This window comes from Streptomyces sp. NPDC040432 (assembly GCF_055595445.1).
This window is the reverse complement of record NZ_JBVIVP010000002.1, coordinates 152,116-178,602: the sequence shown is the minus strand read 5'-3', so window position 1 is coordinate 178,602 and position 26,487 is coordinate 152,116. Positions and strand designations below refer to the sequence as shown.

Below are 26,487 nucleotides of genomic sequence, written 5' to 3'. Positions count from 1 at the left end.
CAGCCGATGGTCAAGGCAGAAGGCGTCCACAAGTCGTACGGCGCCGCCCACATCCTCCGCGGCATCGACCTGGAGGTCGCGCCCCGGGAGGTCTTCTGCCTGGTCGGTCCGTCCGGCTCCGGCAAGTCGACGTTCCTGCGGTGCATCAACCACCTGGAGCGCATCAACGCCGGCCGGCTCTCGGTCGACGGGCAGCTGGTGGGGTACAAGCAGAAGGGCGACAAGCTCTACGAGCTGAAGGACAGCGAGGTCGCGGCCCAGCGCCGGGACATCGGCATGGTCTTCCAGCGCTTCAACCTCTTCCCGCACATGACGGCCATCGAGAACGTCATGGAAGCCCCGGTCATGGTCAAGGGCGAGTCCAAGGCGGTGGCCCGTGCGCGCGCGGTCAAGCTCCTGGACCGCGTCGGCCTCGGCGACAAGGGCGGGAACTACCCGACCCAGCTGTCCGGCGGTCAGCAGCAGCGCGTGGCCATCGCCCGCGCGCTGGCCATGGAGCCGAAGCTGATGCTCTTCGACGAGCCCACCTCGGCGCTCGACCCGGAGCTGGTCGGTGACGTCCTCGACGTCATGCGGGACCTGGCCGAATCGGGCATGACCATGATCGTGGTGACCCACGAGATGGGCTTCGCCCGCGAGGTCGGCGACAACCTCGTGTTCATGGACGGCGGTGTCGTGGTCGAATCCGGCAACCCGCGCGACGTCCTGGGCAACCCGCAGCACGACCGGACGAAGGCGTTCCTGTCCAAGGTGCTGTGAGCGGTACGCGCACAAACGCCGCAGGGGCGGTACGGGATCCCGTACCGCCCCTGCGGCGTTTCCGCGCCGATTTCCCGCTCCGGCGCGGGTCTCCTACTTCAGACCCAGGACCAGCGCGTCCGAGGGGGAGCGCCAGACGGTGCGGGCCTCGTCGAAGCCCGCCGCGCGCAGCGTCCGGGCGTGCCAGGCCTCGTCGGGGGTGTCGCCGTCGGCGTGCTCCCCGTAGATCGCGAACCGGGCCTCGGTCGGCCCGGCCAGCACGGGGTCGGCCGCCGCCAGTTCCCACCACTGCCGCCAGTCCAGGACCCCGTCGGCCTTCTCCCGGTCCATGCCGGCGTGCCGGTGGGCGCGTTCGGCGGCGCCGATGCGCGGGGCGGCGGGGTCGGGCATCCGGTCGGCGTTCATGAACACCCCGCCGGGCCGGACCAGGGGCGCGATCTGCCCGTAGAGCGCCGCCAGGTCGGGGCTGTGCAGCCAGTGCAGCGCGGTCGCGGTCAGGACCGCGTCGTAGGAGTCGTGCGGGAGGGCCGCGCGCCAGTCGGGGTCCTTGAGGTCGGCGGTCACGAAGGTGACCCGGTCGTCGCCCTCGAAGTGGCCGCGGGCGATCATCAGCAGCGCGGGGTCGAGATCCAGCCCCGTACTCGTCGCCGACGGGAACCGCTTGAGCAGCCGGTCCGTGATACTTCCCGTACCGCACGCCAGATCCAGCACCCGGGGGGAAGGACCCACCAGTGCCTCGACCATGTCCAGCATCACCCGGAACCGCTCCTCGTGGTCGGGCAGGTACCACTCCTGCTGCCGGTCCCAGCTGTCCTGCCAGGCCTGCCAGTCCGTACCGATCGCGCCGGTCACCGCGTCCGTCACCCTGAAGTCCTCCGTACGTAATACCCTCGAAGACGTATCAGCCGTTACCTCGGCTCCCGCTCACCCTAAACCGCAGCCGTAAGGACTACAAGTGGAACTGGCCCATTACTCGGACTATGCCGTGCGCCTGGTCAACACCGAGGAGCCGGCCCGCAACAAGGACTCGCTCACCTCGGTGGACGACGTCCGCGCCCTCTTCGGGGCCAGCGTGCAGATGGCGCGCCGGGTCACCGACACCGACGTCACCCGGTTCCGCAACGTCCGCGGCCGACTGCGATCCGTCTTCGAGGCCGCCGACGGCGGGGACCACGTCCTCGCCGTGGACCTCCTCAACTCCCTGCTCATGGAGTTCCCCGTCAGCCCGCAGGTCTCCGGCCACGAACTCGTCGGACCGGACGGTCGCCCCGACTGGCACATCCACCTCGCCGACCACCCGTCCAACGCCTCGGCCGGCTACGCCGCGATCGCCTCCATGGGCCTGGCCTTCCACCTCACCGAACACGGACCCGACCGCCTCGGCCTGTGCCAGGCCCCGCCCTGCCGCAACGCCTACCTCGACACCTCCACCAACCGCTCCCGGCGCTACTGCTCCGACCGCTGCGCCACCCGCGCCAACGTCGCCGCCTACCGCGCCCGCAAGCGGCTGGAGGCCGAGGAATCCGCCCGCAGCACCCGCAACGCCGACGCCGCCCAGGACAGCCGGGCCCTCAGCGAACGCTGACCCGCCGGGAACGGCCGCAACCGCAGCACGGCCGTCGCCAGCACCAGCTCCTCCGGCACGGCCCCGTAGTCGGTGCTGTCCCCGGACTCGTTGAACGGGTTGTCGCCGAGCATCCACCAGCCGCCGGGGCGGCGCTCGGCCGCGCGCTTGACGACCAACAGGTCCTGCTGGAGCGGATGCCGGAACACGACCACGTCACCCGGCCGGACCAGCGCCCCGTGACGGACCACGAGCAGGTCCCCGTGCACGAGGGTCGGCACCATCGACGGGCCCGTCACCTCCACCACCTCGAAACGCGCCCGCGAGCGCCTGTTCTGCCCCATTCGAGCCCTCCTCTTCCCTGCCCGCATGGTGCCGCACGGCCCCGTACGTTCGCTCACCACTCCTCGTACGACCCTGGACTTTTGTCCTAAGCCCATGGGGGCGACGGCGAATTCCTCTTTCCCAGCGAGTAATCTCCCCTCTTGAGAAGACGATCACGAGGAGGACAAACTCCATGCTTTCCCGCCTCTTCGCCCCCAAGGCGAAGGTCTCCGCCCACTGTGACCTGCCCTGCGGCGTGTACGACCCGGCCCAGGCCCGTATCGAGGCCGAGTCCGTCAAGGCCGTCCAGGAGAAGTACCAGGCCAACGACGACGCGGACTTCCGTGCGCGCGCCATCACCATCAAGGAGCAGCGCGCCGAGCTCGCGAAGCACCACGTCTCGGTGCTGTGGAGCGACTACTTCAAGCCCCCGCACTTCGAGAAGTACCCGCAGCTCCACACCCTGGTCAACGACACCCTGAAGGCCCTCTCGGCCGCCAAGGCGTCCAACGACCCGGCGACCGGCGCCAAGGCGCTGGAGCTCATCGCCGAGATCGACCGCATCTTCTGGGAGACCAAGGCCGCCTGATCCGGGCCACCCCGCTTCCCGCGCGCTGCCCCCGGTGGCGCGAAACGACGACGGCCCGACCGCACCGCGCGGTCGGGCCGTCGTCGTGTTCCCGGTGCGCACCCGCGCGCGGGCCGCACCCGGGAGCGTACGAGGTGCGAGGGGTCGCGGACGAGGCGCGCGCGGCCCCGCGGCCGGGCGGGCGGAGGCGCCGGGTGTCCTACTCCTCGTCCTCGTCGTCATCGTCGAGACGGGCCAACCACGTGGCCAGGCGCTCCACCGGAACCTCGAAGTCCGGGTTGAGGTCGACGAACGTGCGGAGCTGCTCGGCGAGCCACTCGAAAGTGACCTCCTCCTCGCCGCGCCGCTTCTCCAGCTCCTCGATGCCGCGATCGGTGAAGTACAAGTCGGGCTCCGTGCCGTGTCGGGATGGGGGTGTTTCCCGCCAGGATAATCCGCCTTACGGCGAGACCTCCCGCCGTCCCGTGCACCGGGGCTAGCCTGGACGTTCTCGGTGGGATGAGCGGGGGGCGGGGGTCTGGGGATGCCGGATGGGCGCACGGCGGGGTCCGCGCGCGCCTTCGAGCTCCTGGAGCCCCTCGTCCGGGCGGCCACGGTACGCGTCCACGCGCCCCCGGGCGGGTATGAGAACCCGGGCAACGACGGGACCGGACCCACCTGGGGCAGCGGCTTCTTCATCGCCCCCGGCTGGGTCCTGACGTGTGCGCACGTGGTCGGCGAAGGGGGTGCTGCGGTGCGTCTGGCCGGGCGTGAGGTCGGCATCACCTTCTTCTCCGGGGCGTCGGCCGGAGCCACCGGGACCACGGGCACGGTCACCGGCCGGGTGGAATGCGTCCTCCCGGAACGGTTGGAGGAACACCGGCCCGGGCGGCGGGCCCTGTGGGACCTGCCCGACCTGGCCCTCGTCCGGGTCCTCTCGCCCGTCTCGCACGCCTGCGTCTGGCTGACCGACCGGGCCGGACCCCGACTCGACGAGGCCGCCTACTTCGGCTGCACCGAGGAACTCGGAATCCGCGAGATCACCGGCCGCACCACCCGCCTGCGCGGCACCGCCGGCAACGGCGCCGCGATCCGCCTCGGCGACGAGGACGAGATCGAGGCCGGTATGTCCGGCGGCCCCGTCGTCGACCTCACCCGCGGCGAGGTCGTCGGCGTCGTCAAGGCCCGGCGGTCCGCCGGCGGCGGCGGACTCGCCGTGTCCGTCGACCGGTTACGGACCCTGCCGATGCCGGCGAACGGCCGGACCGGCCTGTACCGGCGCGTCATGCAGGCCCACGACCTGTACCACTACGACCGCCACCTCAGCGATCTCGACAGCCGCCGCACCTGGACCGACGTCCACGACGAACTCCCCGCCGGCGAAGCGGACCGCCACGGCGGACGCGGCCGGCTGACCCCGGGAGAACGCACCACCCTGTGCGGGCTCCTCGCCGAACTCCCGCCGCCCGGCTCCTCCGAGGCCGTCCGGGAACTCGCCGAGCAGGCCCGGGGCGAGGAACCCGACACGGGACTGCCGGCCCCGCTCAGCTGGCGCGACGGACTCGGCCTGCTGCACGACCCGCCCGGCGCGGGCGGCGAGGCCGCGGCGATGCTCCGCTACGCGACGGACGTGAGCGTCGCCGACCACCGCGAGCCCCCCTCACCGGGCGCCGACGAGGAACTGTGGGACTGGGTGCGGGTCACCGCCGAGCGGCTCTCCCGCCCGCTGCGGCGCGAACTGGCCGAACGCCACGAGCAGGGCCTGGCCGCACGCGAACGGCGCCGCAGGGCCCGCGCCGGCCAGGCCGTCCACGGCCCCGCCCGCCGGCGCGGCGGCCTTCCCGAGGGACCCTCCGTGCTGCTGGAGGTGTGGGCCCACGGCTGGGAGGACGTCTACGACTGGCGGGTCTCGGTGCTCGCGGGCCCCGCACGGCCCGGCCGCGTCACCCCCGTGGCCGCCGGCGTACGGGCGACCCCGGCCGGACTCCCCGATGCCCTCCGGGCCCCGCTCGCCGAAGGGTTCCGGCGCTGCGACACGCACGAGGCCCCCGCCCTGCTGGAAGTGGCCGTCGAGCCCGAACTGTTCGGACTGCCCGTCGACGAGTGGACCCTGTCGGGCGGGGTCCCGGTGGGCGTCCAACGGCCCGTGGTGCTCCGCCACCCGGCCGGGTGGGACGCAGCCCCCACGGACCCCGCGGACGCCGCGGCGGCCCCGGCCGACCGACGCTGGACACGGGTCCAGGCGGGCCCCCTGCTGGACCAGCGGGCCGACTGCGCTCGGGGCCGGGCCCGCAGCCCGTCCCCGGAGTGGCTGCGGGGGCTGACGGACAACACCGTCCCGGTGCTCTGCCGGGAACCCGGCACCGAACCGACCCTGGGCGCACTGCACCTCGTACGCGACGCCGGCTACGGCGTGACGGTGTGCCGACGGCCCCCCGGCGACCCCGGGGCCTCCTGCGCGCCGTTCCACCGCGGGCTGCGCGAGGAACTGGCCGACGCCGGCCGGGGCGCGGTGCTCCCCCTACGGCTCCGGACCCTGCGGGCCCGGGCCGACGGGGCCGACCCCGACGCGTACTGGGCGGCCGGCACCGCACTCGTCTGGCAGGACCCGGCCCGGGCCCTGCCCGAGGACGAACCCCTCCAGGGCGACCTGTGAGCCGGGCGCGCCGCCGACCGGGCGGCCCGGCACGGGACGGGCGTCCGCGGGGGCGGGGACATCCGGGGCCCGGGGCGTACGGAACCCGGCGGGAACGGGGAGCAGGCGGCCGGCGCGGGTGCGCGGGCGGTCCGGTGTCGGTGGGGCATCGAGGGAGGGGACGGCCGTGAACGACGAATGGCTCATCTACCGGGGCGTGGGCGAACCCCACGACGGCATCGACGCGCTGCCCGACCCGCCGCCCTGGCGGGACTTCGACGGCGGCCCCGTCGAGGAGCCCTGCGGCGCGGCGACCGCCCCGGACGGGAACGTCGCCCGCCGGCTCGGCGCCCACCGGCAGGCCGCCGAACTGCACCGGCCCGAACCGGAGGAACTGGAGGCCGTCAACGCGGCCCTCTACCTCCGCAGGCCGCTGCTCGTCACCGGCCACCCCGGAACCGGGAAGTCCACCCTCGCTCACGCCGTCGCGCACGAACTGAAACTGGGCCGCGTGCTGCGCTGGCCCGTGGTGTCGCGGACCGTGCTCCAGGAAGGGCTCTACCGCTACGACGCCCTCGCCCGACTCCAGGACGTCCAGATCGCCGCCGGCGCCGGACACGCGGCGGGCGCCGGCGGCGGGCCGGGCCCGGCCGACGGCATCGGCAGGTACATCCGGCTCGGTCCGCTCGGAACGGCCCTGCTGCCCACCGACAAACCCCGCGTGCTGCTCATCGACGAACTCGACAAGAGCGACATAGACCTGCCGAACGACCTGCTGAACGTACTGGAGGAAGGGGAGTTCACCCTCCCCGAGCTGGAACGCGTCGCCGACACCGAACCCGAGGTGCGGGTCCTCACCGACGACGGGGCACGGGTGACCGTACGGAACGGGCGAGTGCGCTGCCGGGCCTTCCCGTTCATCATCCTCACCAGCAACGGGGAACGGGACTTCCCCGCCGCGCTGCTGCGCCGCTGCATCCAGCTCAAGCTCGGCCAGCCCGGCGAGAAACGCCTCGCCACCATGGTGAGGGCGCACCTCGGGGAGGAGGCCGCGCAACTGGGCGCCGAACTGATCCGCGAGTTCCTCAGCCGCTCCCGCACCGAACTCGTCGCCGCCGACCAACTGCTCAACGCCATCTACCTCACCCACTACGCGGCCCCGCCCACCCGGGAGGACCTCGCCGACCTGCTCATCCAGCGCCTCGACCGCCCGAGGTGACCGGCCGTGCCCGCAGCCGTGCCGCCACCGCCCTCCGACCCCGAGGTCCGCACCCTCGCCGTACTGCTGCGGGCCGCCGGGCTCGACCCGTCCGCCGAGGAGCTCGCCGACGCCCTGTGGCTGGCCGCGCGCACCCGCCCACCCGCGCGGCCCGGTCCCGACGCCGAGGCGCCGGCCGAACGCCCCGGACCGGCCCCCGGGCCGGGAGTCCCGGACGGGATCGCGCCGCCGGCTCCCGAAACCCCGGGCCCGGTCCCCGCGGAACCGGAGGTCGAGGATCCGGTCGGGCTGTACGCCGACGGGCCGGGCGTGCCCTCCGACACCGCGGCGGACACCGAGGTACCCGTCGGCGACGCCGTGCCCGTACGGGTTCCCGGGGCTGCCGCCCTGCCCCGGATCCTCGACATCCAGCGGGCCCTGCGCGCCCTCCAACGCCACCGCCCGCCGGGCCGACCCACCCGTACCGTCCTCGACGAGAACGCCACCGCGGAGGCCAGCGCCCGCGCCCTCGGCCTGGTCATCCCCGTGTTCCGGCCGGAGAGCCGGCGCGAGGCGACCGTCCGCCTGGTCATGGACGCCTCCCCGTCGATGGCGGTGTGGCAGGAGATGTTCGAGGAACTGAGGACGGTCTGCGAACGGCTGGGCGCCTTCCGGGACGTCCAGGTCCACCGCCTGCACCGCCTCGCCGACGGCACCCCCGCCGTCGGCCGCGGCCCCGCGCCCGGCGTCGGCCTGCGCTCGGGCGACCAACTGCGCGACCCCACCGGACGGGCCCTGACCATGGTGGTGTCCGACTGCGCCGGACCGCTGTGGCGCGAGGGCGAGGCGCAGCGGCTGCTGTACCGGTGGGCCCAGTGCACCCCCTGCGTCGTGGTCCAGCCGCTGCCGCAACGCCTGTGGGGCCGCAGCTGGCTGCCGACCGAGCGCGGGGTCCTGGAACGCACCGAGGACGGGGCGGGCGGCCCCGGCGGGGGCCGGCTGCGGTTCCGCCGGGACCGGCCGCCGCGTCCCGGTCGGCCCGGCGGCGGGCTGACCGTACCCGTCCTCCCGCCGAACGCGACCGCGCTCGGCGCCTGGGCCCGGCTCGTCGCCGGCCTCGGCACCGGCCCCGTACCGGCCGAGGTGGGCCGGGTCCAGGCCCGCCATCCGGCCGCGCCCGTCCCGCTGCCCCGGGTCGCCCGGCCGCCGCGCGAACTGGTGGCCCGCTTCCGGGCGTCGGCCGCGCCCGGCGCCGTACAGCTCGCGGTGTACCTGGCGGCCGCTCCACTGACGCTGCCCGTGATGCGGCTCGTGCAGCGCACGATGCTGCCCGACTCCGAACCCTCGGACCTGGCCGAGGTGTTGTTGAGCGGACTGCTGCGACGCACCGGGGAGGTGCCGGGCCAGTGGTACGAGTTCGTGCCCGGCGTGCAGGACGTGCTGCTGGGCCCGCTCGGCCGGGACGAGGCCGCGCTGGTGCTCAAGCACTGCTCCGAGTACGTGCTCGCCCACTTCGGTCGGGGCGTACGGAACTTCCCCGCGCTCGCCGTCTCGCAGCTGACCGGGGTGGCGTCCGCGCCGTCCGACCCCGGCCCGGCGCGCGCCCCCGGCGGACAGCTCCCGCAGGCCTTCGCGCACGTCTCCGCGAGGGTCGTGCGCCGCTACCTGCCGGGCCCGCCCGAACCGCCCGAGGAGGAGCACCCGGCGGGCGGGCCGGTGTCGGCCGGGCCCCCGCCCGGCCGGGCCCGCGCCGTACGGGCGGCTCGCGACCGGCTCGCGGACGGCGACGCCCGCGCCCCCTACGAGGCCGTGGCCCTGCTCCGGCGGGCCGTCGCGCTGCCCGCCGGGCCGCAGGACCCGCCCGAGGAGGCGGAGGCCGCGCTGACCGCTGCCCTGCTCGTGTTGTGGGCGGCGCAGCGGGACCCCGAGCTCCTCGACGAGGCACAGCGCGCCGTGACCGGGCTGCACACCCCGACCGCGCGGTCGCTGTTGGGCCGGGTGCTGTACGAACGGGCCCTGACGGGAGGTGGGGACGCGGAGCTGCTGGCCGCCGCCGACCGGGAGTTCGCCGCGGCGGGCGCCGCCACGCCGGACCCCGGGCTGCGCCGGGACTGCGCGGTCCGGCGCTCCCGCACCCTGATCCGGCTGGCCGCCCTCCGCGACGACCCGGCCCCGCTACGGGAGGCCCGCGCGGCCCTGGAGGCCCTGACGGCGCCGAACGGGCCGGGGGAGGGGCCGGGGCCCGCCCCGGGAGGCGAGCGGCGCGGGGGTGGTGGGGCCGATGGGCCCGACGGGCCCGATGGGGTGGCTTCGCGCGGTGGGGGCGGCGGGGGCGGTGGGTTCGTCGAGGACGGCGGGACGGATGGGGCAGGCGGGGCAGGGGGGGTGGCCGGGACGGGCGGCGATGCCCACGGCGGGGACGGCGCGGCGGGGGAGGACGGCAGGGGCGGTGGGACCGCTGAGGCCCGTGGGGCCGATGGTCTCGGTGAGAGCGTTGGGGCCGGTGAGACCGGTGAGACCGGTGAGAGCGTTGGGACCGGTGGGCACGACATCGCCGCCGGCTCGGGCGAGGAGGCCGGTCCGGCCGTGGAGGCGGCGGGTCCGGGGGTGGGGGACGCGGATCCAGGACTGCGGCTGGCCCTCGGGCGGGTGCTACTGGCCCTGCTGCCCCGCACGCCGGACCCGGCCACCCGTACGGCACTCGCCGAGGAGGCCACGGCCGTCCTGACGGCGGTCCTGGTGACGCTCTCGGGCGCCGCTTCCCGCACCGACACCGACCCGGAGACCGCGGACCCGGACACCGCCGATCCGGATGACGTGGACCCGACGGGTACGGCCCCCGACGGCGTCGGCCCGCCGGCCCGTGTCCGGGTGGAGCTGGCCACCGCCCTGCGGTACCTGCCCGGGCGGCTGGAGGAGGCCGCCCGGGAGCTGGTGCGGGCCCTCGACGAGACCGTCGGGGATCCCGAACTGCGCCTGGCCGGGCTGCTGTGCCTGGCCAGGGTGCACCGGGCCCGGTACGCCCGCGACGCCGATCCGGTGGCCCTGGAGGCGGCGGCCGAGGTGTACGGGAGGGCCAGGCGGCTGAGCCCCCGGGACGGCGAGGCGTTCGCGGAACTGCTGCCCGAGTGGGGCGACGTACTCCTGGAGCGGGCACGGACCCCGGACGGGCAACGGTTCGTCTCCGCCGCCGTGCGGGTGCTCCGCGAGAGCCGCTCCGCGGTGCCGCAGTCCGATCCGGGCGCCGCGCACCGGCTGCTGCGGCTCGCCGCCGGGCTGCGCCTGCGGCACGCCTACGAGGGGGACCTCGTCGACCTGCGGGAGGCGGAGCACCTGCTGGAACTCGCCGCCCGGCAGGGCCACGGGCCGCTGGAGCGGGCCCGCGCCTGGCGGGAACACGGCGACGTGCAGCAGGAGATCCACGCGCACACCCGCACCATCGACCGGCTCGACAGGGCCGCGGACTCCTACCGCAGGGCCTGGCGCGCCGCGCTGGAGGCCGACCGGGAGGCCCGCGCGGAGACCGCGCTCCAACTCGCCGCCCGGGTCCAGGAGCTCCGCGGCGAGGTACTGGAACGGCTGGCCCGACCCCGGGCCGCCCTCGACGCCTACCGGGCCGCGCTGGAACTCTGGCAACGCGTCGACGCCCGTTATCCCGCCGCACCGACCCCCGGCACCCCGGACGCCCCCGCCACCCCGGGCGCCGCGCGGCCCGCGGACCCCGGCGGCCCGCCCCCGTCCGAGCCCCGGCCCGGGTCCGGGCCGGACGGCGGTCCTGCCCCGGCTTCGGGCTCGGGCGGCCCGCCCCCGTCCGGGGCGTCGGGTCCGTCCGGCTCGGGTGGCGGTCCCGCCCCGGCCGCGGGCTCCGGCGGCTCGGACTCCTCCGCGGGCCAAGGCCCGTACGAGGCCCCGCAGGCGGCCGGTCACGGCGGCGGAGCAGCCCCGGGCGCCGGGTCGGGTCCCGGCCAGGTCGCCGGGCACGGCGCCGTCGCCGACTTCGGCCGGGACACCGTGCCCGGCACCGCTCGGGACGCCGGCCACGGTCCGGCGGGCGACTTCGGCCGGGAGACGGAGCGGGACACCGGGCGGTGGGCGGGCCGGGACGCCGGGCACGGTGCCGTGCCCGACTTCGGTCCGGGGGTCGGGCCTGCCCCTGGTCAGGACCCGGAACGCGGTGCCGCGTCCGGGCCCGGGCGGGAATCCGGTTCGGACGGCCGCCGGGCCTCCGCCGGCCCGGACCCCGACGGCCGCCCCTCCGACCACGGTGCCGCGCACGACCCCGGCCAGGGGGGCGGCGGCGGTCGGGACGGGGGTCACGGGGCCGTGCCCGACTCCGTGCCCGGGTCCGGATCCGGCTCCGCCGACGGCGGCGGCCACGCCGGAACCCGCGCCGAGCCGCCCGCGGCCCGGCACGACGTCCCGCACGACCCCCGCCGCGACCCGCGTCACGACGGCCCGCACTCCCACCCCCACGAGGGAGCCGCCGACGGACCCGACACGGGGCGGCCGGGCGATCGGCGGCGGGCCCTGCGGGCGCGGATACGGGACCTGGAGGCGGGCCTGTGAGTCGTTTCCGCCCGCCGGGCGACGGGAAGAGCCAGTGGACCGACCGACAACAGGGGGACCAGGAACCCATGGTGACCGGACGCCAGGAAACGGCGGCAACCGCGCGACCCTGCCCCGGCCGGTTGCCGGACCTCTCGGGACTCGATCTGGCCGCCCTGCGCGGGATCGACCATCCGGTGCTCGCCGAGGTGATCGAGGGCATGGTCGAACGGGTCACGCACCCGGCCGAGATCCTGAACGCCTTCGACTCCGGCGTAGCCTGAAGTACCACCGGCCACAGGGGGAGTTGACCACTTTCCGCCGTTAGCCGGACCGGTCCGGAGGGCAGGGATGCACCGTCCGCAGCGGGAGGTACAGGCGATGAGCCATGCGATCACGAGCGATCTCGTGCTGCCCGCCCACCGGACCCCGTCCCACCACGCGCGGCACGCCCCCTGGCCCTACACCCGCCTCGACGTGCCCGCCCTGCGCGCCGCCGGTCACCGCCCGCAGCCGATCCGGCAGTTCGTCCTCAAGACGCACGGCCGCTGCAACCTGGCCTGCACCTATTGCTACGTCTACGAGATGGCCGACCAGGGCTGGCGCACCCGCCCCGCCGTCATGGCCCCCGCCACCGCGCTGCGCGCCGCCGAGCGGATCGCCGAGCACGCCGCCGCTCACGCCCTGACCCGGGTCGACCTCGTCCTGCACGGCGGCGAACCCCTCCTCGGCCCGCCCGCCGCGCTGGCCGCGCCCGTCGAGGCGGTGCGGGCGGCGCTGGCCCGCCTCTCGCCGCGCACCGGCGTCACCGCGGCCGTCCAGACCAACGGCACGCTGCTCACCCGCGGCCGGCTCGCCGCGTTGTCCGCCGCCGGGATCCGCGTCGGTGTCAGCCTCGACGGCGGTCTGCCCGCCCACAACGCCCGCCGCGTCGACCACACCGGGCGGCCGGGCTTCGGGGCGGCCACCCGCGGCCTGCGACTGCTCGCCCGGCACCCCGACAGCTACGCCGGGGTGCTGTGCGTGGTGGACGTGACCCAGGACCCGGTGGAGACGTACGAGTCCCTGCTGGCCTTCCAACCGCCGGCCATCGGGCTGCTGCTGCCCCTCGCGAACTGGAGCACCCCGCCGCCCGGCTGGTCGCGGCACGCCAGCCCGTACGGGGACTGGCTGCTGGCCGTGTTCGAACGCTGGTGGCATGACGGCGTACGGCGCACCCGGATCAGGATCTTCGAGGAGGTCATCGCCCTGCTGCTGGGCCTGCCCGCCGCCACCGAGACGCTGGGCCTGGCCCCCGTGACGACCGCGGTCGTCGAGACCGACGGCAGCATCGAGCAGGCCGACTCCCTCAAGTCCGCCTACGAAGGGGCCGCCGCGACGGGCATGACCCTCGACAGCCACAGCTTCGACGAACTGCTCGACCATCCAGGGTTCGCCGCCCGCCAGCTCGGCCGGGAGGCGCTCGCGCCCGCCTGCCGGGCCTGCGAACTCGTCGAGGTGTGCGGGGGCGGGCACTACCCGCACCGCTACCGCGAGCGGGAGGGCTTCCGCCAGCCGTCCGTGTACTGCGCCGACCTCCAGGCCGTCATCCGCCACGTCGCCCGCGCCCTGCACACGGCCGCCACCACCGGACGGGCCGCCTCATGAACCACCGCGCCGAAACCACGCCCCGCACCGATGCCACCGCCTGCCCCGATGCCTCCGCCGATGCCGCCCCCGGCCCCGCCGCGGACCGGCATTCCGGGGCCGCCGACCCGGCCGAAGCCGCCCACCCCGCCGGATCCCACTCCGCCGGACCCCTGCCGGCCGGTGGGGCCGGGCGGACGCCCCGCGCGGCGGCCGTACCGGCCCAACCCACCCAACCCCCACAACCCACCCGACCCGCCGGCCCCACCTCCTCCGCGGGTTCTCCCGCCCCGACCGACCTGGCCCGGTTCGCCGTCAGCTCCCACACGCTGCGCGCCCTCGCCTCCACCGAGCCCTCCGCCGAAGGCACCCGCCTGGTGCGCGACGTACGCCGCTCCAAGCGGCTCGTCCTGCTGCGCGCCGTCCTCGACGCCGCCCCCGACGCGGAGGCCGCGGAACGCTGGGCACTGCTGGAGGAGGCCGAACGCCAGGACCCCGAGGCCGTCCGCGACGTCCTGCACTACCCCGCCACCGGGGTCTGGGCCGAGGAGACCCTGCGCCGGCTGCACGCACCCCAGGGGCCGCCCCCCGACCTCGGCCACCTCGGAGCCCTCGCCGTGGCCGCCGCCCTGCGCGCCGGGATCAGCTTCAAGGTCACGCTCCGACCCGTCCACGGCCGGCTCGTCCTGCCGACCCTGGGCCTGCTGCGGCCCGACCGCCCGGGCCCCCTCGCCCTCACCGAACGCTCCTGGGACGGCGCCGACACCCTCCCCCTGCACGCCCTGCCCGGCGGAGTCACCGCCCTCGACGACCTCGACCCGTACCGGGCCGCCGCCCCCGCCGACGGCGGGCCCACCGGTGTCCGCCCGGCCCGCCGGCTCACCGCCAAGGGGCACAAGCGCTGGGACACCCAGTGGTCCGGCGCCCTCACCCTCCTGGAGCGCTACGACTCCACCCGCGCCGAGGAGGCCGCCCGACTGCTGCGCTCCGTGGTCCCGCTGGCCGGCGGGTCCCGTTCCAGCGGCGCCACGCTCCCCGCCGCCGCCGGGTCGGTCCTGGCCCGCGCGCAGGCCCCGCCCGCCCTCGCCGCGACCCTCGTCCACGAGGTGCAGCACGGGAAGCTGGCCGCCCTGGCCGACGTCCTGACCCTGCACACCGCCGACCGCACGCCCCGCCACTGGGCGCCCTGGCGCAGCGACCCCAGGCCGCTGGAGGGGCTGCTGCACGGCGCGTACGCCCACCTGGCCCTGGCCGGGTACTGGCAGCGCGCCGCCCTGTACGGGGCCCGCGGCGCCTGGGCCCAGCACGCCCGGGTCCGCGCCCAGGTGGCCGCCGTCCTGCCGATCCTGCGCGCCCACCCGCAACTCACCGTCACCGGAAGTGAGTTCGTCGAGGGGATGAGCATCGCGGAGCGGGCCATGGACGAACTGCCGCCCCCCGGGGACCAGCACGCCACCGCCCGCCGGACCCTGGAACGCGAACGCGGCGCCTGGTGCGCGGCCCATCCCGAACTCGCCGCGTTCGCCGCGGGATGAGAGGCGTCGCAGCGGCCTGACGACCCGTCCGCTGCGGTACCTTTTCAGTCCCGCCCCACCCCGTACCCGCCCCACCCCGTCCACCGCCCGGATCCCAGGGAGACGGCCGCATGACCGGTACCGGTACGCGTCACGACCGCGACGGAGCCCCCCAACCGCAGCGCTTCGTCATCAGCTTCGCGGGCTTCAACCGGCCCTGGGCCGTGTGGATCGCCCACCGCCTGGAGGAGCACGGCCACCGCGTCGCCCTCCAACGCTGGGATCCGCAGAGCAGTCCCGGCCTGACCGACGCCCTCGACGACCTGGCCCGGGCCGGCGGCAAGGTCCTCGTCGTGCTCAGCGAGCGCTACTTCTCCGCCGGCACCCACACCGACGAGGAGTGGAACGCGGCGCTGCGCACCGTCACCGCCTCCCACCCCGACCGGTTCGCGGCCGTCTGCCTGACCGACTCCCCGCTGCCCAGTGCCGTCGCCGCCCTGGAGAAGACCGACCTGTGGGGCCTGGACTCCTACGAGGCCGAGTACCGCGTGCTGCGCCGGCTGGAGCTCCCCACGGACCGGATCGGCACCGAGAGCGGGCGCCGCGGACCCCGCTTCCCCAACGACCCGCCCGAGATCTGGGGCCGGGTCCCCCGCCGCAACCCGCGCTTCACCGGCCGCAACGACGTCATCGGCCGGCTCCGGGCCGCCCTCACGGACGCCCCGCCCGGCGCGTCCACCGTCACCCTGCTGGGACTGTCCGGCGTCGGCAAGACACAGGTCGCCACCGAGTACGCCTACCGGTTCGCCTCCGAGTACGACGTCGTCTGGTGGATCCCCGCCGAGGACCGGCCCACCCTGCGCGAACGCCTCGCCGACCTGGCGCCCGCCCTCGGCCTGCCGCTCGGCGCGGGCAGCTACGGCGAGCAGATCCGGGCCGTGCTGGAGGCCCTGCGGCGCGGCACCCCGTACCACCGCTGGCTGATGGTCTTCGACGGCTGCGACCACCCCGACGACCTCACCGACCTCCTGCCCTCCGGCGCCGGCGACGTGATCATCACCTCCCGGAACCGCGAATGGGCCGCCCGGCACACCAGCCTCGTCGAAGTACCCCTCTACGCACGGCCCGAGTCGCTCACGTTCATCCGCCGCCGGGCCGGCCGCCTCACCGGCGACGAGGCCGACCAGCTCGCCGAGGCGCTGGAGGACTACCCCCTCGCCCTCGACCAGACCGCGGGATGGCTCGCCGACTCGCCCATCGGCGTCGGCGAGTACCTCACCCTCCTCCAGCACCGGCTGGACTCCCACGAGGCCGTCACCCTCTCCGACGACTACCCGCTGCCGTTCCCGACCGCACTGGCGATACTCCTCAACAACGTGCGGGAGAACTTCCCCGACGCCCTCGCCCTGCTCCGGCTGTTCGTGTTCTTCGCCCCCGGCCGGGTCCCGCTGCGGCTGCTGCGCGAGTTCCCCGCCGACGACGTCCCCGAGCACCTCGCCGGGATCGTCAACGACCAGATCCGTTGGAACGCGGCCCTCAACAAGCTCGTCCAGTTCTCCGTCGTCCGCCTGGAGTACTCCGACCTGTCCGTGGAGGAGGGCGGCGGCCTGGAAACCGTCCAACTCCACCGCATGGTCCACAACATCGTCCGCGAGAACCTCGCCGAGGAGGAGGCCGAACAACTGTCCCGCTCGGTCCGCCAGGTCCTCGCCGCCGCCGACCCGGGCCGGCCCACCGACTCCAGGCTCTGGCCCCGCTACGCCGAACTCATCCCGCACCTGGAGTCCGCCGGCGTACTGACCAGTTCGAACCCGCGCATCCAGAACTTCCTGCTGCACTGCCTGCGCTACCTGACCCTCGCCGGGGAGTACCGCACCTGCCTGCGCCTGGCCGAACGCACCGACGGCATCTGGCGGACCCTGCTCGGCGACGACCACGACCAGGTCCGCGAACTCAGCTACCACTACGGCGGCGCCCTGCGGATGCTCGGCCACTTCCGCCGCGCCGAAACCCTCGCCCGTGCCGTCGCCGACCGGCTCGTCGCCGAACGCGGCGACCGCGACCTCGAAACCCTCCGCGCCACCAGCACCTACGCGGGCGTCCTCCTCAGCACCGCCAAGTTCGAGGAGGCCCGACAGCTCCTGGAACACGCCTTCGAGACCTACCGCGAACTCCTCGGCGAGGACGACTCCACCACCCTCAACGCCCAGAACAACGTCGCCGTCGCCCTGCGCCTCCTCGGCCGTTACCAGGAGGCCTACGACATCGACCTGGACACCCTGCGCCGCCGCGAACGGGTCCTGCGCGTCCGGCACATCGCCACCCTCTCCTCCGGCGTCGGCTGCGCCATGGGGTTGCGTCTGATGGGCCGCTACCGCGAGGCCTTGGCCCGCCAGGAGCAGGGCCTCAAGCTGCACATCCAGGTCCTCGGCGCGAACCACCCGCAGACCTTGCGCGCCGAGCACAACCTCGGCCAGTGCCTGCGCCGCTCCGGGGACATCCCCGGCGCCGGTGCCCGCCTGCGGAGCGTCCTGGAACGCTCCACCCGCGTCTTCGGCGCCGAGTTCCCCTGGACGCTGATGGTCGCCTCCGACTACGCGACCTACCTGCGCGAGTACGGGGACATCGAGGAGGCCCGCCGGATCTCCGAGGACGTCGTGCGCGGCTACCAGTCCCAACTCGGCCTCGCCCACCCCTACAGCATCGGCACCGTCGGCAACCTCGGCCTGGTCCTGCGCGCCCAGGGCGAACGCGCCGAGGCCCTCAACCTCGCCGAACAGGCCCTGGTCGGGATGCGCGGCGCCCTCGGCGACCGGCACCCCTGGACCCTGGGCTGCGCCCTCAACGCCACCGGGCACCGCAACATCACCGGCCGCCTCGAAGACGCCCTCGACCTCAGCCGCGAAACCCTGCGCGACGCCGAACGCGTCCTCGGCGCCGACCACCCGATGACGCTCAGCGCCCGGATCGGGCTCGCCGCCGACCTGCGCGCCGTACGGGAGGACATCGAGGCCTCCAAGCACGAGGACGCCGGCATCAAGGCCCTCACCCGCACCCTGGGCCCGCAACACGTCCACACCGTGTCCGCCCGCCGACAGACCCGCCCCTACTGGGACTTCGAACCCCAACCGTAGGGCCGTGGCCGTGACGACGCCGGAAGGCCCGGCCCCCCGAGGGGGACCGGGCCTTCCGCGTGCGGGCTCGGGCCGACTACGCCTCGAAGACCTCGTTCAGCAGGAGCTGCTGCTCCGCCTGGTGACGCTTCGCGGAACCGACCGCCGGGGACGAACCGTGCGGACGGGAGATCCGCCGCAGCCGCTCGCCCGCCGGGACCTCCGCGCCGACCGCCAGGTCGAGGTGGTCGATCAGGTTCAGCGCGATGAACGGCCACGCACCCTGGTTCGCCGGCTCCTCCTGCGCCCAGATGTACTTCGCCGCGTTCGGGAACTTGGCGATCTCCGCCTGGAGTTCGGCACCCGCCAGCGGGTACAGCCGCTCGATGCGGATGATCGCCGTGTCGGTGATGCCGCGCTTCTCCCGCTCGGCCTCCAGGTCGTAGTAGACCTTGCCGGCGCAGAAGACGACCTTGCGGACCGCGTTCGGGTCCACGGTGGCGTCACCGATGACCGGACGGAACGAACCGGTCGTGAACTCCTCCGCCTTCGACGCCGCGGCCTTCAGACGCAGCATCGACTTCGGGGTGAAGACGATGAGCGGCTTGTGGTGCGGGTTGTGGACCTGCCAGCGCAGCAGGTGGAAGTAGTTCGACGGCAGGGTCGGCATCGCGACCGTCATGTTGTCCTGCGCGCACATCTGGAGGAAGCGCTCGGGACGCGCGGACGAGTGGTCCGGGCCCTGGCCCTCGTAGCCGTGCGGCAGCAGCAGCGTGACGCCGGAGGTCTGGCCCCACTTCTGCTCGGCCGAGGAGATGAACTCGTCGACGACGGTCTGCGCGCCGTTGACGAAGTCACCGAACTGGGCCTCCCAGAGGACCAGCGCGTCCGGACGGGCCAGCGAGTAGCCGTACTCGAAGCCCATCGCCGCGTACTCGGAGAGCAGCGAGTCGTAGACGTTGTAGCGGGCCTGGTCGTCCGACAGGTAGAGCAGCGGGGTGTAGTCCTCGCCGGTCTCCCGGTCGATGAGGACCGCGTGGCGCTGACCGAAGGTGCCGCGGCGCGAGTCCTGACCGGACAGCCGGACCGGGGTGCCCTCCATCAGCAGCGAACCGAAGGCCAGGGTCTCGCCCATGCCCCAGTCGATGGTGCCCTCGTCGATCATCGCCGCGCGGCGCTGCAACTGCGGCAGCAGACGCGGGTGGACGGTGACGTTGTCCGGGATGTTGACCTGGGACTCGGCGATCCGCTTGACCACGTCCTGCGAGATCGCGGTGTTCACCTCGACCGGGAACTCCTGCGCGGTCTGCGCGGGCGTCACCGGAGCACCGACGGCCGGAGCCGTCGCGGCCTCGCGGACCTCCGCGAAGACCTTCTCCAGCTGGCCCTGGAAGTCCTGGAGCGCCTGCTCGGCCTCTTCCAGCGTGATGTCGCCGCGACCGATGAGGGACTCGGTGTACAGCTTGCGCACCGAGCGCTTCTTGTCGATCAGGTCGTACATCAGCGGCTGCGTGAACGCCGGGTTGTCCGACTCGTTGTGACCGCGGCGGCGGTAGCAGATGAGGTCGATCACGACGTCCTTGTTGAACGCCTGACGGAACTCGAAGGCGAGCCGCGCGATGCGGACCACGGCCTCCGGGTCGTCGCCGTTCACGTGGAAGATCGGCGCCTCGATCATGCGGGCCACGTCGGTCGCGTACATCGACGAACGCGAGGACTCCGGGGCGGCGGTGAAGCCGACCTGGTTGTTGATCACGACGTGGACGGTGCCGCCGGTGCGGTAACCGCGCAGCTGCGACATGTTCAGCGTCTCTGCGACTACACCCTGGCCCGCGAAGGCCGCGTCGCCGTGCAGCGCCAGCGGCAGGACGGTGAAGTCCGTACCGCCCTTGTTGATGACGTCCTGCTTGGCGCGGGCGACACCCTCCAGGACCGGGTCGACCGCCTCCAGGTGCGAGGGGTTCGCGACGAGCGAGACCTTGATCTGCTCCCCGTCGAGGCCCGTGAAGGTGCCCTCGGCGCCCAGGTGGTACTTGACGTCGCCGGAGCCGTGCATCGACTTCGGGTCGAGGTTGCCCTCGAACTCGCGGAAGATCTGCGCGTACGACTTGCCGACGATGTTCGCGAGCACGTTCAGCCGGCCGCGGTGGGCCATGCCGATGACGACCTCTTCGAGGCGGGCCTCGGCGGCCGAGTCGATGACGGCGTCGAGCAGCGGGATGACGGACTCGCCGCCCTCCAGCGAGAACCGCTTCTGACCGACGTACTTCGTCTGCAGGAAGGTCTCGAAGGCCTCCGCCGCGTTCAGCCGGCGCAGGATCCGCAGCTGCTCCTCGCGCTCCGGCTTGGAGTGCGGGCGCTCGATGCGGTCCTGGATCCAGCGACGCTGCTTCGGGTCCTGGATGTGCATGAACTCGACGCCGGTGGTGCGGCAGTAGGAGTCGCGCAGCACGCCGAGGATGTCGCGGAGCTTCATCATCGACTTGCCGGAGAAGCCACCGACCGCGAAGTCGCGCTCCAGGTCCCACAGGGTGAGGCCGTGCTCGGTGATGTCGAGGTCGGGGTGCTTGCGCTGCTTGTACTCCAGCGGGTCGGTGTCGGCCATGACGTGGCCGCGGACCCGGTAGGAGTGGATCAGCTCGAAGACGCGGGCGGCCTTCGTGACGTCGTCGTCGTGCGAGGCGTCGATGTCCCGGTTCCAGCGGACCGGCTCGTACGGGATCCGCAGCGCCTCGAAGACGTCGTCGTAGAAGCCGTTCTCGCCGAGCAGCAGGTTCGCGACGATGCGCAGGAACTCGCCGGAGGCCGCGCCCTGGATGACCCGGTGGTCGTAGGTCGAGGTCAGGGTCATGACCTTGGAGATGCCCAGCTTGTTCAGGGTGTCCTGCGAGGTGCCCTGGAACTCGGCGGGGTAGTCCATTGAGCCGACGCCCATGATGACCGACTGTCCGGGCATCAGGCGGGGCACGGAGTGCACGGTGCCCAGGCCGCCGGGGTTGGTCAGCGAGACGGTGACGCCGGTGAAGTCGTCCATCGTCAGCTTGCCGACGCGGGCCCGGCGGACGATGTCCTCGTAGGCCATCCAGAACTCGAAGAAGTTGAGGGTTTCGGCCTTCTTGATGCCGGCGACGACGAGCTGACGGTCGCCGTTGGGCTTCACCAGGTCGATCGCGAGACCGAAGTTGATGTGCTCCGGCTTGACCAGGGTCGGCTTGCCGTCCTTCTCGGCGAAGGAGTGGTTCATGGCCGGCATGGCCTTGATCGCCTGCACCATCGCGTAGCCGATCAGGTGCGTGAAGGAGATCTTCCCGCCCCGGGCGCGCTTGAGGTGGTTGTTGATGACGATGCGGTTGTCGAACAGCAGCTTCACCGGGACGGCGCGGACGGAGGTGGCCGTCGGCACGTCGAGGGAGGCGTTCATGTTCTTGGCGACGGCAGCAGCCGGGCCGCGGAGCGTCACCAGCTCGGGGCCCGCGGGGGCCTCGGTGGGGGGCGCGGCCTTCTGGGCGGCGGGAGCGGCGGCGGGAGCGGCCGGGGCCTGAGGGGCAGGAGCGGCCGGTGCGGCGGCCGGGGCCTGGGAGGTGACAGTCACAGCAGGGGCACCAGAGGGGGTGGCAGGAGCAGGGGCAGGAGCTGACGCGGGCGTGGGCGCGGCGGAGACCGGTGGGGCGGCACTCGCCGCCCCCGTGGCGGCGGCGTCGGCCTGCGGGCCCCGGGCGGCGGGGGCGGCGGCCTGTGCGGAGGCGCCGTCCGTCGTCGTGGGCTTCTCGGGACTGTCCGACTTCACCGGAGCGACTGCGCCCCCCGGCTTGTAGTCGGCGAAGAAGTCCCACCAGGCCCGGTCGACCGAGTTCGGGTCCTGGAGGTACTGCTGATAGATCTCGTCGACGAGCCACTCATTCGCACCGAAGCCTGAGGCAGGGGTCTTCCCACGCTCTGCTGTTTCGGTCGTGGTGCTCGGGTTACTGGGGGACTGTGGCGACACGGCGGCAACCGCCCTCTTCCGCTTCACAAGGTATGGACAGCGGTGATAAAGGCTACGCCTCCCCGGCCACCCAATGCAGGCCGGGCGGGACTTCCGTCGTGCAGGTCACATCGAACGGCGGGTTTCGCCGCCTGGAATGGCGGGAAACAAGCGTGGTTCGGGTAGCAGGCAACCAGGTTGCGGCCTCCATGGCTTCGCACCCCTGACGACCCCGGGCACATGTGGCCGAGATCATGTCCTTCCCACTCGAACCCTACGTCAAGACGTCGCCGGTGAGCTGCCCGGAAGAGTGACAAGGATTCGGCAACCTCGTGACGATTCGGCCACGCCGATGGCACCGCCGTGCAGGCCCACGGCCCACTGGGCGATCGCCAGCCCCAGCCCGGTGCCCCCGTCACCGCCCCGCGCGGCCCCCCGGTTGAACCGCTCGAAGACCCGGTGCCGCTCGGCCTCCGGAATGCCCGGACCCTCGTCCACGACCTCCAGCTCCAGGCTCCCGGGCTCCTCCCCGGCACGGGCCCGCACCGTGACCCGGCCGTGCGGCGGACTGTGCTTGACGGCGTTGTCGATCAGGTTCGCCACCACCTGGTGCAGCCGCTCCGCGTCCGCGTACGCCGTCAGCACCGGCGGAAACACGTCCAGGTGGAGGTGCACGTCGTTACGGGTGTGCCCGCCCGACCCCGTGGACAGCCCCGGCCGCCCCGCGGCGGCCAACCCCGACTCCTTCAGCACCCCCGACAGGTAGGGCCACACCTCGAAGCGCCGCGCCCGCAGCGGAACCACCCCGTTGTCGACGCGCGACAGGTCCAGCAGCGTCTCCACCAGCCGGCCGAGGCGCTCCGTCTGCTTCAGCATGGTCCGCATGGTCTCCGGATCGGCGGCCGAGACCCCGTCCACCACGTTCTCCAGCACCGCCCGCAGCGCCGCGATCGGCGTGCGCAGTTCGTGCGAGACGTTCGCGACGAGTTCCTTGCGGTGCCGGTCCACCGCCTCCAGGTCGTCCGCCATCAGATTGATCGTGGTGGCCAGGTCACCGAGCTCGTCCCGGCGGCCCGCCCCGCGCACCCGGCGCGTGTAGTCCCCCTGGGAGATCGCCCGAGCCACCCGCGTCATGTCGTCCAGCGGCGCCGTCAGGCCGTGCGCCACGAACTGCGTGATCAGCATCGAGGCGATCACCGAGAACACCGTGATGAACCGCAGCTCGGTGTCGGTGCGCAGGGCCACCAGCAGCAGCCCCGTCGTGATGAACACCGAGACCACGACGAGCGTGCCCAGCTTCGTCTGGATGGAGAACGGCGAGTACGGCCGCAGCCCGCCCGCCGACCGCTTGGCGGGAGCCCGGGTCCCGGGACGCCGACCGCCCGGCCGGCGCTGCGAGGTGCCGCCGCTCATGCCTGGGCCGGGGTCTCCAGGGCGTACCCGACGCCGTGGACCGTACGGATCCGCTCCGCGCCGATCTTCCGGCGCAGGGCCTTGATGTGGCTGTCGACCGTACGGGTCCCGGACGCGTCGGCCCAGTCCCACACCTCGGCCAGCAACTGCTCGCGCGAGAGCACCGCCCGCGGGGTTCCGGCCAGACACACCAGCAGGTCGAACTCCGTCGGCGTCAGGTGCACGTCCTCCGTCTGCACCCGGACCCGGCGCTGGGCGTGGTCGATCTCCAGGTCGCCCAGGCGCAGGGTCGCCCCGCGCGGGGCGTGCGCGGCCAGTGTGGCCCGCTCCACCCGCCGCAGCAGGACGTGGACCCGCGCCGCCAGCTCCCGCATGGAGAACGGCTTCGTCATGTAGTCGTCGGCCCCGACGCCGAGGCCCACCAGCATGTCGGTCTCGTCGTCGCGGGCGGTGAGCATCAGCACCGGAACCGGCCGCTGCGCCTGGACCCGGCGGCACACTTCCAGCCCGTCGAAGCCGGGCAGCATGACGTCCAGTACCAACAGCTCGGGCAGCCAGCTCTCGGCCGCGGCGACCGCGGCCGGACCGTCGTACGCCGTCTGCACCTGGAAGCCCTCGGCGCGCAGCCGCGCCGAGATGGCGTCGGCGATGGTGCGGTCGTCCTCGACCACGAGCACGCGCCGTTGGGCGCCCGGGGTGGCCGCGGCGCCCGTGTGGGTGGTGTGTGTCTGTTCCATGTCCCGCCCCTGAAGATCCCGCGTGTTGGGGTGCAGCGTAGAGGAGCCACCGGCCTGCGGCTATGCACGGTTCGGACAGGGAGCACCGGGTTCCGATCCTCGCCGCGGCCCGTCGCCGGGGCGGTACGGGCCGTGTGCGCGGCCGTTCGCGGTGCCGCGGCGGGTCACCGGCGCGCGGTCACCGGTGACATACCTCACCGCGCCGGCCACGGGTCAGCGCGGGGGCTCGAACGGCGGGAGCCGGTCCAGGACCCTCGACAGGCCGGGGGTCAGCGAGTCCTGGTCGCAGGCCACCTCGGTGCCGGCGTGGACGAAGGCGTAGACGAAGCCGTCGAAGACGGGACGGTCGGACATCGCGACCCGGGGCAGCCGCGGCAGGTCGGCGTCGCGCAGCGCGCCGCGCAACGCCTCCAGCCCGGCCGGCGCCAGCTTCCCGGCGCCCTCGGGGCCGGCCCGGCCGTCCAGCCGGGTCCAGGAGCCGTCGCCCTTGACGATCAGGGTGTGGGCGCGGCCCGCGTAGCCGCCGGTGCGGGACACCCGGAGCAGGGTCTCGGCGGCGGCGGGACCGGGCGGGGTGCTGCTCGGGGTCCCGCCGGCCGGGCTGCTCGCGGTGCTGCCCGCCGGGTCGCTCGCGGACGGGCCGGGGGCCGGGTCCGTGCCCGGTCCGGTGGGTGCCGCGGATCCCGTGACTCCCGACGAGGGCCCCGGGGAGGCAGCCGCCGTGGCCGCCGGGACGCCGGTGCCCGTCGCCGGGCCGCGGGCGTCGCCCGCCCCCGGTTCCCCGGAGCCGCAGCCGGCCAGGAGCACCGTGCCCAGGAGCACCGCGGCCGGCACCGCGGTCGCCGCGGCCGTCCGCGCCGGCCCGGCCGCCGCCCGCCGCGCCGCCGCCCGTCCCGTCATCGGCGTCTCCGTTCGGAACGCTCGCACACCCACCTCCGCGGGTCTCGACCCGAACCCCGAGTATGGAGGCCCCCACCACCCGTCCGTAAGCACCAGGAGGCCGTCATCCGCCGCATCGCCCCCTGGCGCGTGCTCCCCCCGCTGGTGGCCCTGCTCCTCGGCCTCTGGGGCCTGCGCCGCGGCCCCGGCGGCGGCAGCATGTGGCGGGACGAATCCGTCACGTGGCAGGTGGCCCACCGGCCCCTGACCGGCCTGTGGGAACTCCTCGGGCAGGTCGACGCCGTCCACGGCCTCCACTACCTGTTGATGCACGGCGTGTTCGCCCTCGGCGACGGCGGCCTGTGGGCGCTGCGGCTGCCCTCCGTCGCCGGCACGGCCCTCGCGGCCGCCGGAGTGGCCGCGGTGGCCCGTCGGACGGTGGGCGAGCGGGCCGCGCTGGTGGCCGGAACCGGCTACGCCCTCCTGCCGCCCGTGCAGATGTACGCGCAGGAGGGGCGCTCGTACGCCCTCGTCGCGGCCGCCGTGATCTGGGCGACGTACCTGATGCTCCGCGGCCGCTGGACCGCCTACGCCGCGGTGCTGCTCCTCGGCTGCTGGCTGCACGAGTTCGCCGTCCTCGCGCTGCTCGCCCACGCCCCCGCCGCCCGGTACGTCCGCGGTTGGCGGTGGAGCGCCGCCGCGGTCGTCGCCGGACTGCTGCCGCTCGCGGTGGTCAGCGCCCGGCAGGCGCAGCAGCAGTTGGGCTGGCTCGGCCGGCCGTCCTGGCAGGACTGGGCGGCGTACGGGGTCCTGACGGCCGCCGTCCTGCTGCTCGCGCGCAAGGCCCCGCCCGGCGAACGGGACCTCGTACGGGTCGCCGTACCGCTCGCGCTGCTCCCGCCCGGACTCCTGATGGCCGTCTCCCTCGTCCACCCCTGGTACGTCGACCGGTACGTCCTCTACTCCCTGACCGGCCTCGCCCTGCTCGCCGGCGCACGGCTCGCGCGGGCGCGGGGCGCGTTGCCGTGGCTGCTGGTGGCCGCGCTGGCCGTGCCGTTCGGGATGTGGTCGGCGTGGCTGCGGACCCCGGACAGCCGCAAGGACGACGTCCTCGCCGTGGCCGCCGCCGTCCGGGAACGGGCCGGGCCCGGCGACGCCGTCCTCTTCATGCCCTCCCGGCGGCGGGAGTGGCTCCTGTCCTCGCCCGACGCGTACGCCGGCCTGCGCGACGTGGCCCTGGACCGCACCCCGGCCGACTCGCGGAGCCTCCAGGGCACCGAGCGCACCCCCGACGCCATCCGCGCCGCGCTGGCCGCCTCCCCCCGGGTGATCGCCCTGCTCGACCCCGTCGGACAGCCCCTGGACCCCTACCCGCACGAAGCCGCCAAGCGCGAAGCCCTGGCGTCCTCCTTCACCCTGTGCTCGATGACCCCGGTGCGGGGGGCGCGCGTCGCGGTGTACGCCCGCCCGGGTGACTGCGGTTGACGCCCGGCGCGGGGCGGGCGGCGCGCCCCGGGGCCGGGCGGGCGTCCGCCCGCGGCGGAAAACCCCGCGCCCCCCGAGGCGTCGGGCGCGAGGATGGTCCGACCACGCCGCGCGGCGGGCCGCCGTCGCGCCTCCGCTCCCAGCCGATCCCCCGGAGTCGCCC

The 26,487-nt window shown here is 74.4% G+C and carries 18 protein-coding genes; 11 read left to right on the top strand and 7 right to left on the bottom strand.

The window, feature by feature from the left end; all coding sequences use genetic code 11:
• Positions 1–6: 6 nt before the first annotated feature.
• The gene (locus tag ACZ58N_RS04470) at positions 7–759 is read left to right on the top strand and encodes an amino acid ABC transporter ATP-binding protein (RefSeq protein WP_389710564.1); all 753 of its coding nucleotides are present in this window, start codon (positions 7–9) and stop codon (positions 757–759) included.
• A 93-nt stretch (positions 760–852) separates the two neighbouring features.
• On the opposite strand, the gene ACZ58N_RS04465 is transcribed toward ACZ58N_RS04470, so the two are convergent.
• Complete coding sequence (locus tag ACZ58N_RS04465) at positions 853–1,623, bottom strand: class I SAM-dependent methyltransferase (protein WP_471155519.1); 771 nt, start codon at positions 1,621–1,623, stop codon at positions 853–855.
• A gap of 91 nt (positions 1,624–1,714) precedes the next feature.
• On the opposite strand from ACZ58N_RS04465, the gene ACZ58N_RS04460 reads away from it, so the two are divergent.
• Complete coding sequence (locus ACZ58N_RS04460; RefSeq protein ID WP_471155517.1) at positions 1,715–2,344, top strand: CGNR zinc finger domain-containing protein; 630 nt, start codon at positions 1,715–1,717, stop codon at positions 2,342–2,344.
• Here ACZ58N_RS04460 and sodX read toward each other — a convergent pair.
• Positions 2,248–2,667, bottom strand: a complete 420-nt coding sequence (gene sodX / locus ACZ58N_RS04455) for a nickel-type superoxide dismutase maturation protease (RefSeq protein WP_471155515.1) — start codon at positions 2,665–2,667, stop codon at positions 2,248–2,250. The two genes, ACZ58N_RS04460 and sodX, sit on opposite strands and share 97 nt — an antisense overlap.
• Before the next feature lie 173 nt (positions 2,668–2,840).
• Here sodX and sodN point away from each other — a divergent pair, with 173 nt between their 5' ends.
• On the top strand, positions 2,841–3,236 hold the full coding sequence (sodN, locus tag ACZ58N_RS04450; protein WP_030709803.1) for a superoxide dismutase, Ni: 396 nt from the start codon (positions 2,841–2,843) through the stop codon (positions 3,234–3,236).
• Positions 3,237–3,435: 199 nt separating this feature from the next.
• Here the strand turns inward: sodN and ACZ58N_RS04445 are convergent, their stop codons facing one another.
• Positions 3,436–3,621, bottom strand: a complete 186-nt coding sequence (locus tag ACZ58N_RS04445) for a DUF6104 family protein (protein WP_388889175.1) — start codon at positions 3,619–3,621, stop codon at positions 3,436–3,438.
• A 138-nt stretch (positions 3,622–3,759) separates the two neighbouring features.
• Here ACZ58N_RS04445 and ACZ58N_RS04440 point away from each other — a divergent pair, with 138 nt between their 5' ends.
• From ACZ58N_RS04440 to fxsT, 7 genes are all read left to right on the top strand, one after another.
• The gene (locus tag ACZ58N_RS04440) at positions 3,760–5,871 is read left to right on the top strand and encodes a VMAP-C domain-containing protein (RefSeq protein WP_471155512.1); all 2,112 of its coding nucleotides are present in this window, start codon (positions 3,760–3,762) and stop codon (positions 5,869–5,871) included.
• Positions 5,872–6,037: 166 nt separating this feature from the next.
• Positions 6,038–7,069 carry an AAA family ATPase gene (locus ACZ58N_RS04435; protein ID WP_471155510.1) on the top strand — a complete coding sequence of 344 codons (1,032 nt, stop codon included), beginning with the start codon at positions 6,038–6,040 and terminating at the stop codon, positions 7,067–7,069.
• A gap of 6 nt (positions 7,070–7,075) precedes the next feature.
• A complete protein-coding gene (locus ACZ58N_RS04430) occupies positions 7,076–11,614 on the top strand; it encodes an SAV_2336 N-terminal domain-related protein (protein WP_471155507.1) in 4,539 nt (1,512 codons plus the stop codon).
• A complete protein-coding gene (fxsA, locus tag ACZ58N_RS04425; protein ID WP_471155505.1) occupies positions 11,611–11,877 on the top strand; it encodes an FxSxx-COOH cyclophane-containing RiPP peptide in 267 nt (88 codons plus the stop codon). The genes ACZ58N_RS04430 and fxsA overlap by 4 nt, the downstream gene beginning before the upstream one ends.
• 97 nt (positions 11,878–11,974) lie before the next feature.
• Positions 11,975–13,240 carry an FxsB family cyclophane-forming radical SAM/SPASM peptide maturase gene (locus ACZ58N_RS04420; RefSeq protein WP_471155503.1) on the top strand — a complete coding sequence of 422 codons (1,266 nt, stop codon included), beginning with the start codon at positions 11,975–11,977 and terminating at the stop codon, positions 13,238–13,240.
• On the top strand, positions 13,237–14,754 hold the full coding sequence (locus ACZ58N_RS04415; RefSeq protein WP_471155501.1) for an HEXXH motif domain-containing protein: 1,518 nt from the start codon (positions 13,237–13,239) through the stop codon (positions 14,752–14,754). Before ACZ58N_RS04420 ends, ACZ58N_RS04415 begins: the two co-directional genes overlap by 4 nt.
• Positions 14,755–14,864: 110 nt before the next feature.
• Entirely contained in the window at positions 14,865–17,867 is a 3,003-nt protein-coding gene (gene fxsT, locus ACZ58N_RS04410; RefSeq protein WP_471155499.1) for an FxSxx-COOH system tetratricopeptide repeat protein, read from the top strand.
• A 76-nt stretch (positions 17,868–17,943) separates the two neighbouring features.
• On the opposite strand, the gene ACZ58N_RS04405 is transcribed toward fxsT, so the two are convergent.
• The 4 genes from ACZ58N_RS04405 to ACZ58N_RS04390 form a co-directional block, all read right to left on the bottom strand.
• Positions 17,944–21,831, bottom strand: coding sequence for a multifunctional oxoglutarate decarboxylase/oxoglutarate dehydrogenase thiamine pyrophosphate-binding subunit/dihydrolipoyllysine-residue succinyltransferase subunit (locus ACZ58N_RS04405; RefSeq protein WP_471155497.1), 3,888 nt, complete (start codon positions 21,829–21,831; stop codon positions 17,944–17,946).
• 258 nt (positions 21,832–22,089) lie between these two features.
• Positions 22,090–23,223 carry a HAMP domain-containing sensor histidine kinase gene (locus ACZ58N_RS04400; protein ID WP_471155495.1) on the bottom strand — a complete coding sequence of 378 codons (1,134 nt, stop codon included), beginning with the start codon at positions 23,221–23,223 and terminating at the stop codon, positions 22,090–22,092.
• On the bottom strand, positions 23,220–23,960 hold the full coding sequence (locus tag ACZ58N_RS04395; protein WP_281210121.1) for a response regulator transcription factor: 741 nt from the start codon (positions 23,958–23,960) through the stop codon (positions 23,220–23,222). The genes ACZ58N_RS04400 and ACZ58N_RS04395 overlap by 4 nt, the downstream gene beginning before the upstream one ends.
• Positions 23,961–24,173: 213 nt before the next feature.
• A complete protein-coding gene (locus tag ACZ58N_RS04390; protein ID WP_471155493.1) occupies positions 24,174–24,860 on the bottom strand; it encodes a hypothetical protein in 687 nt (228 codons plus the stop codon).
• A gap of 129 nt (positions 24,861–24,989) precedes the next feature.
• On the opposite strand from ACZ58N_RS04390, the gene ACZ58N_RS04385 reads away from it, so the two are divergent.
• Positions 24,990–26,324 (top strand): glycosyltransferase family 39 protein, encoded by a 1,335-nt coding sequence (locus ACZ58N_RS04385; protein ID WP_471155490.1) that lies wholly within the window; start codon positions 24,990–24,992, stop codon positions 26,322–26,324.
• The last annotated feature ends 163 nt before the right edge of the window (positions 26,325–26,487 follow it).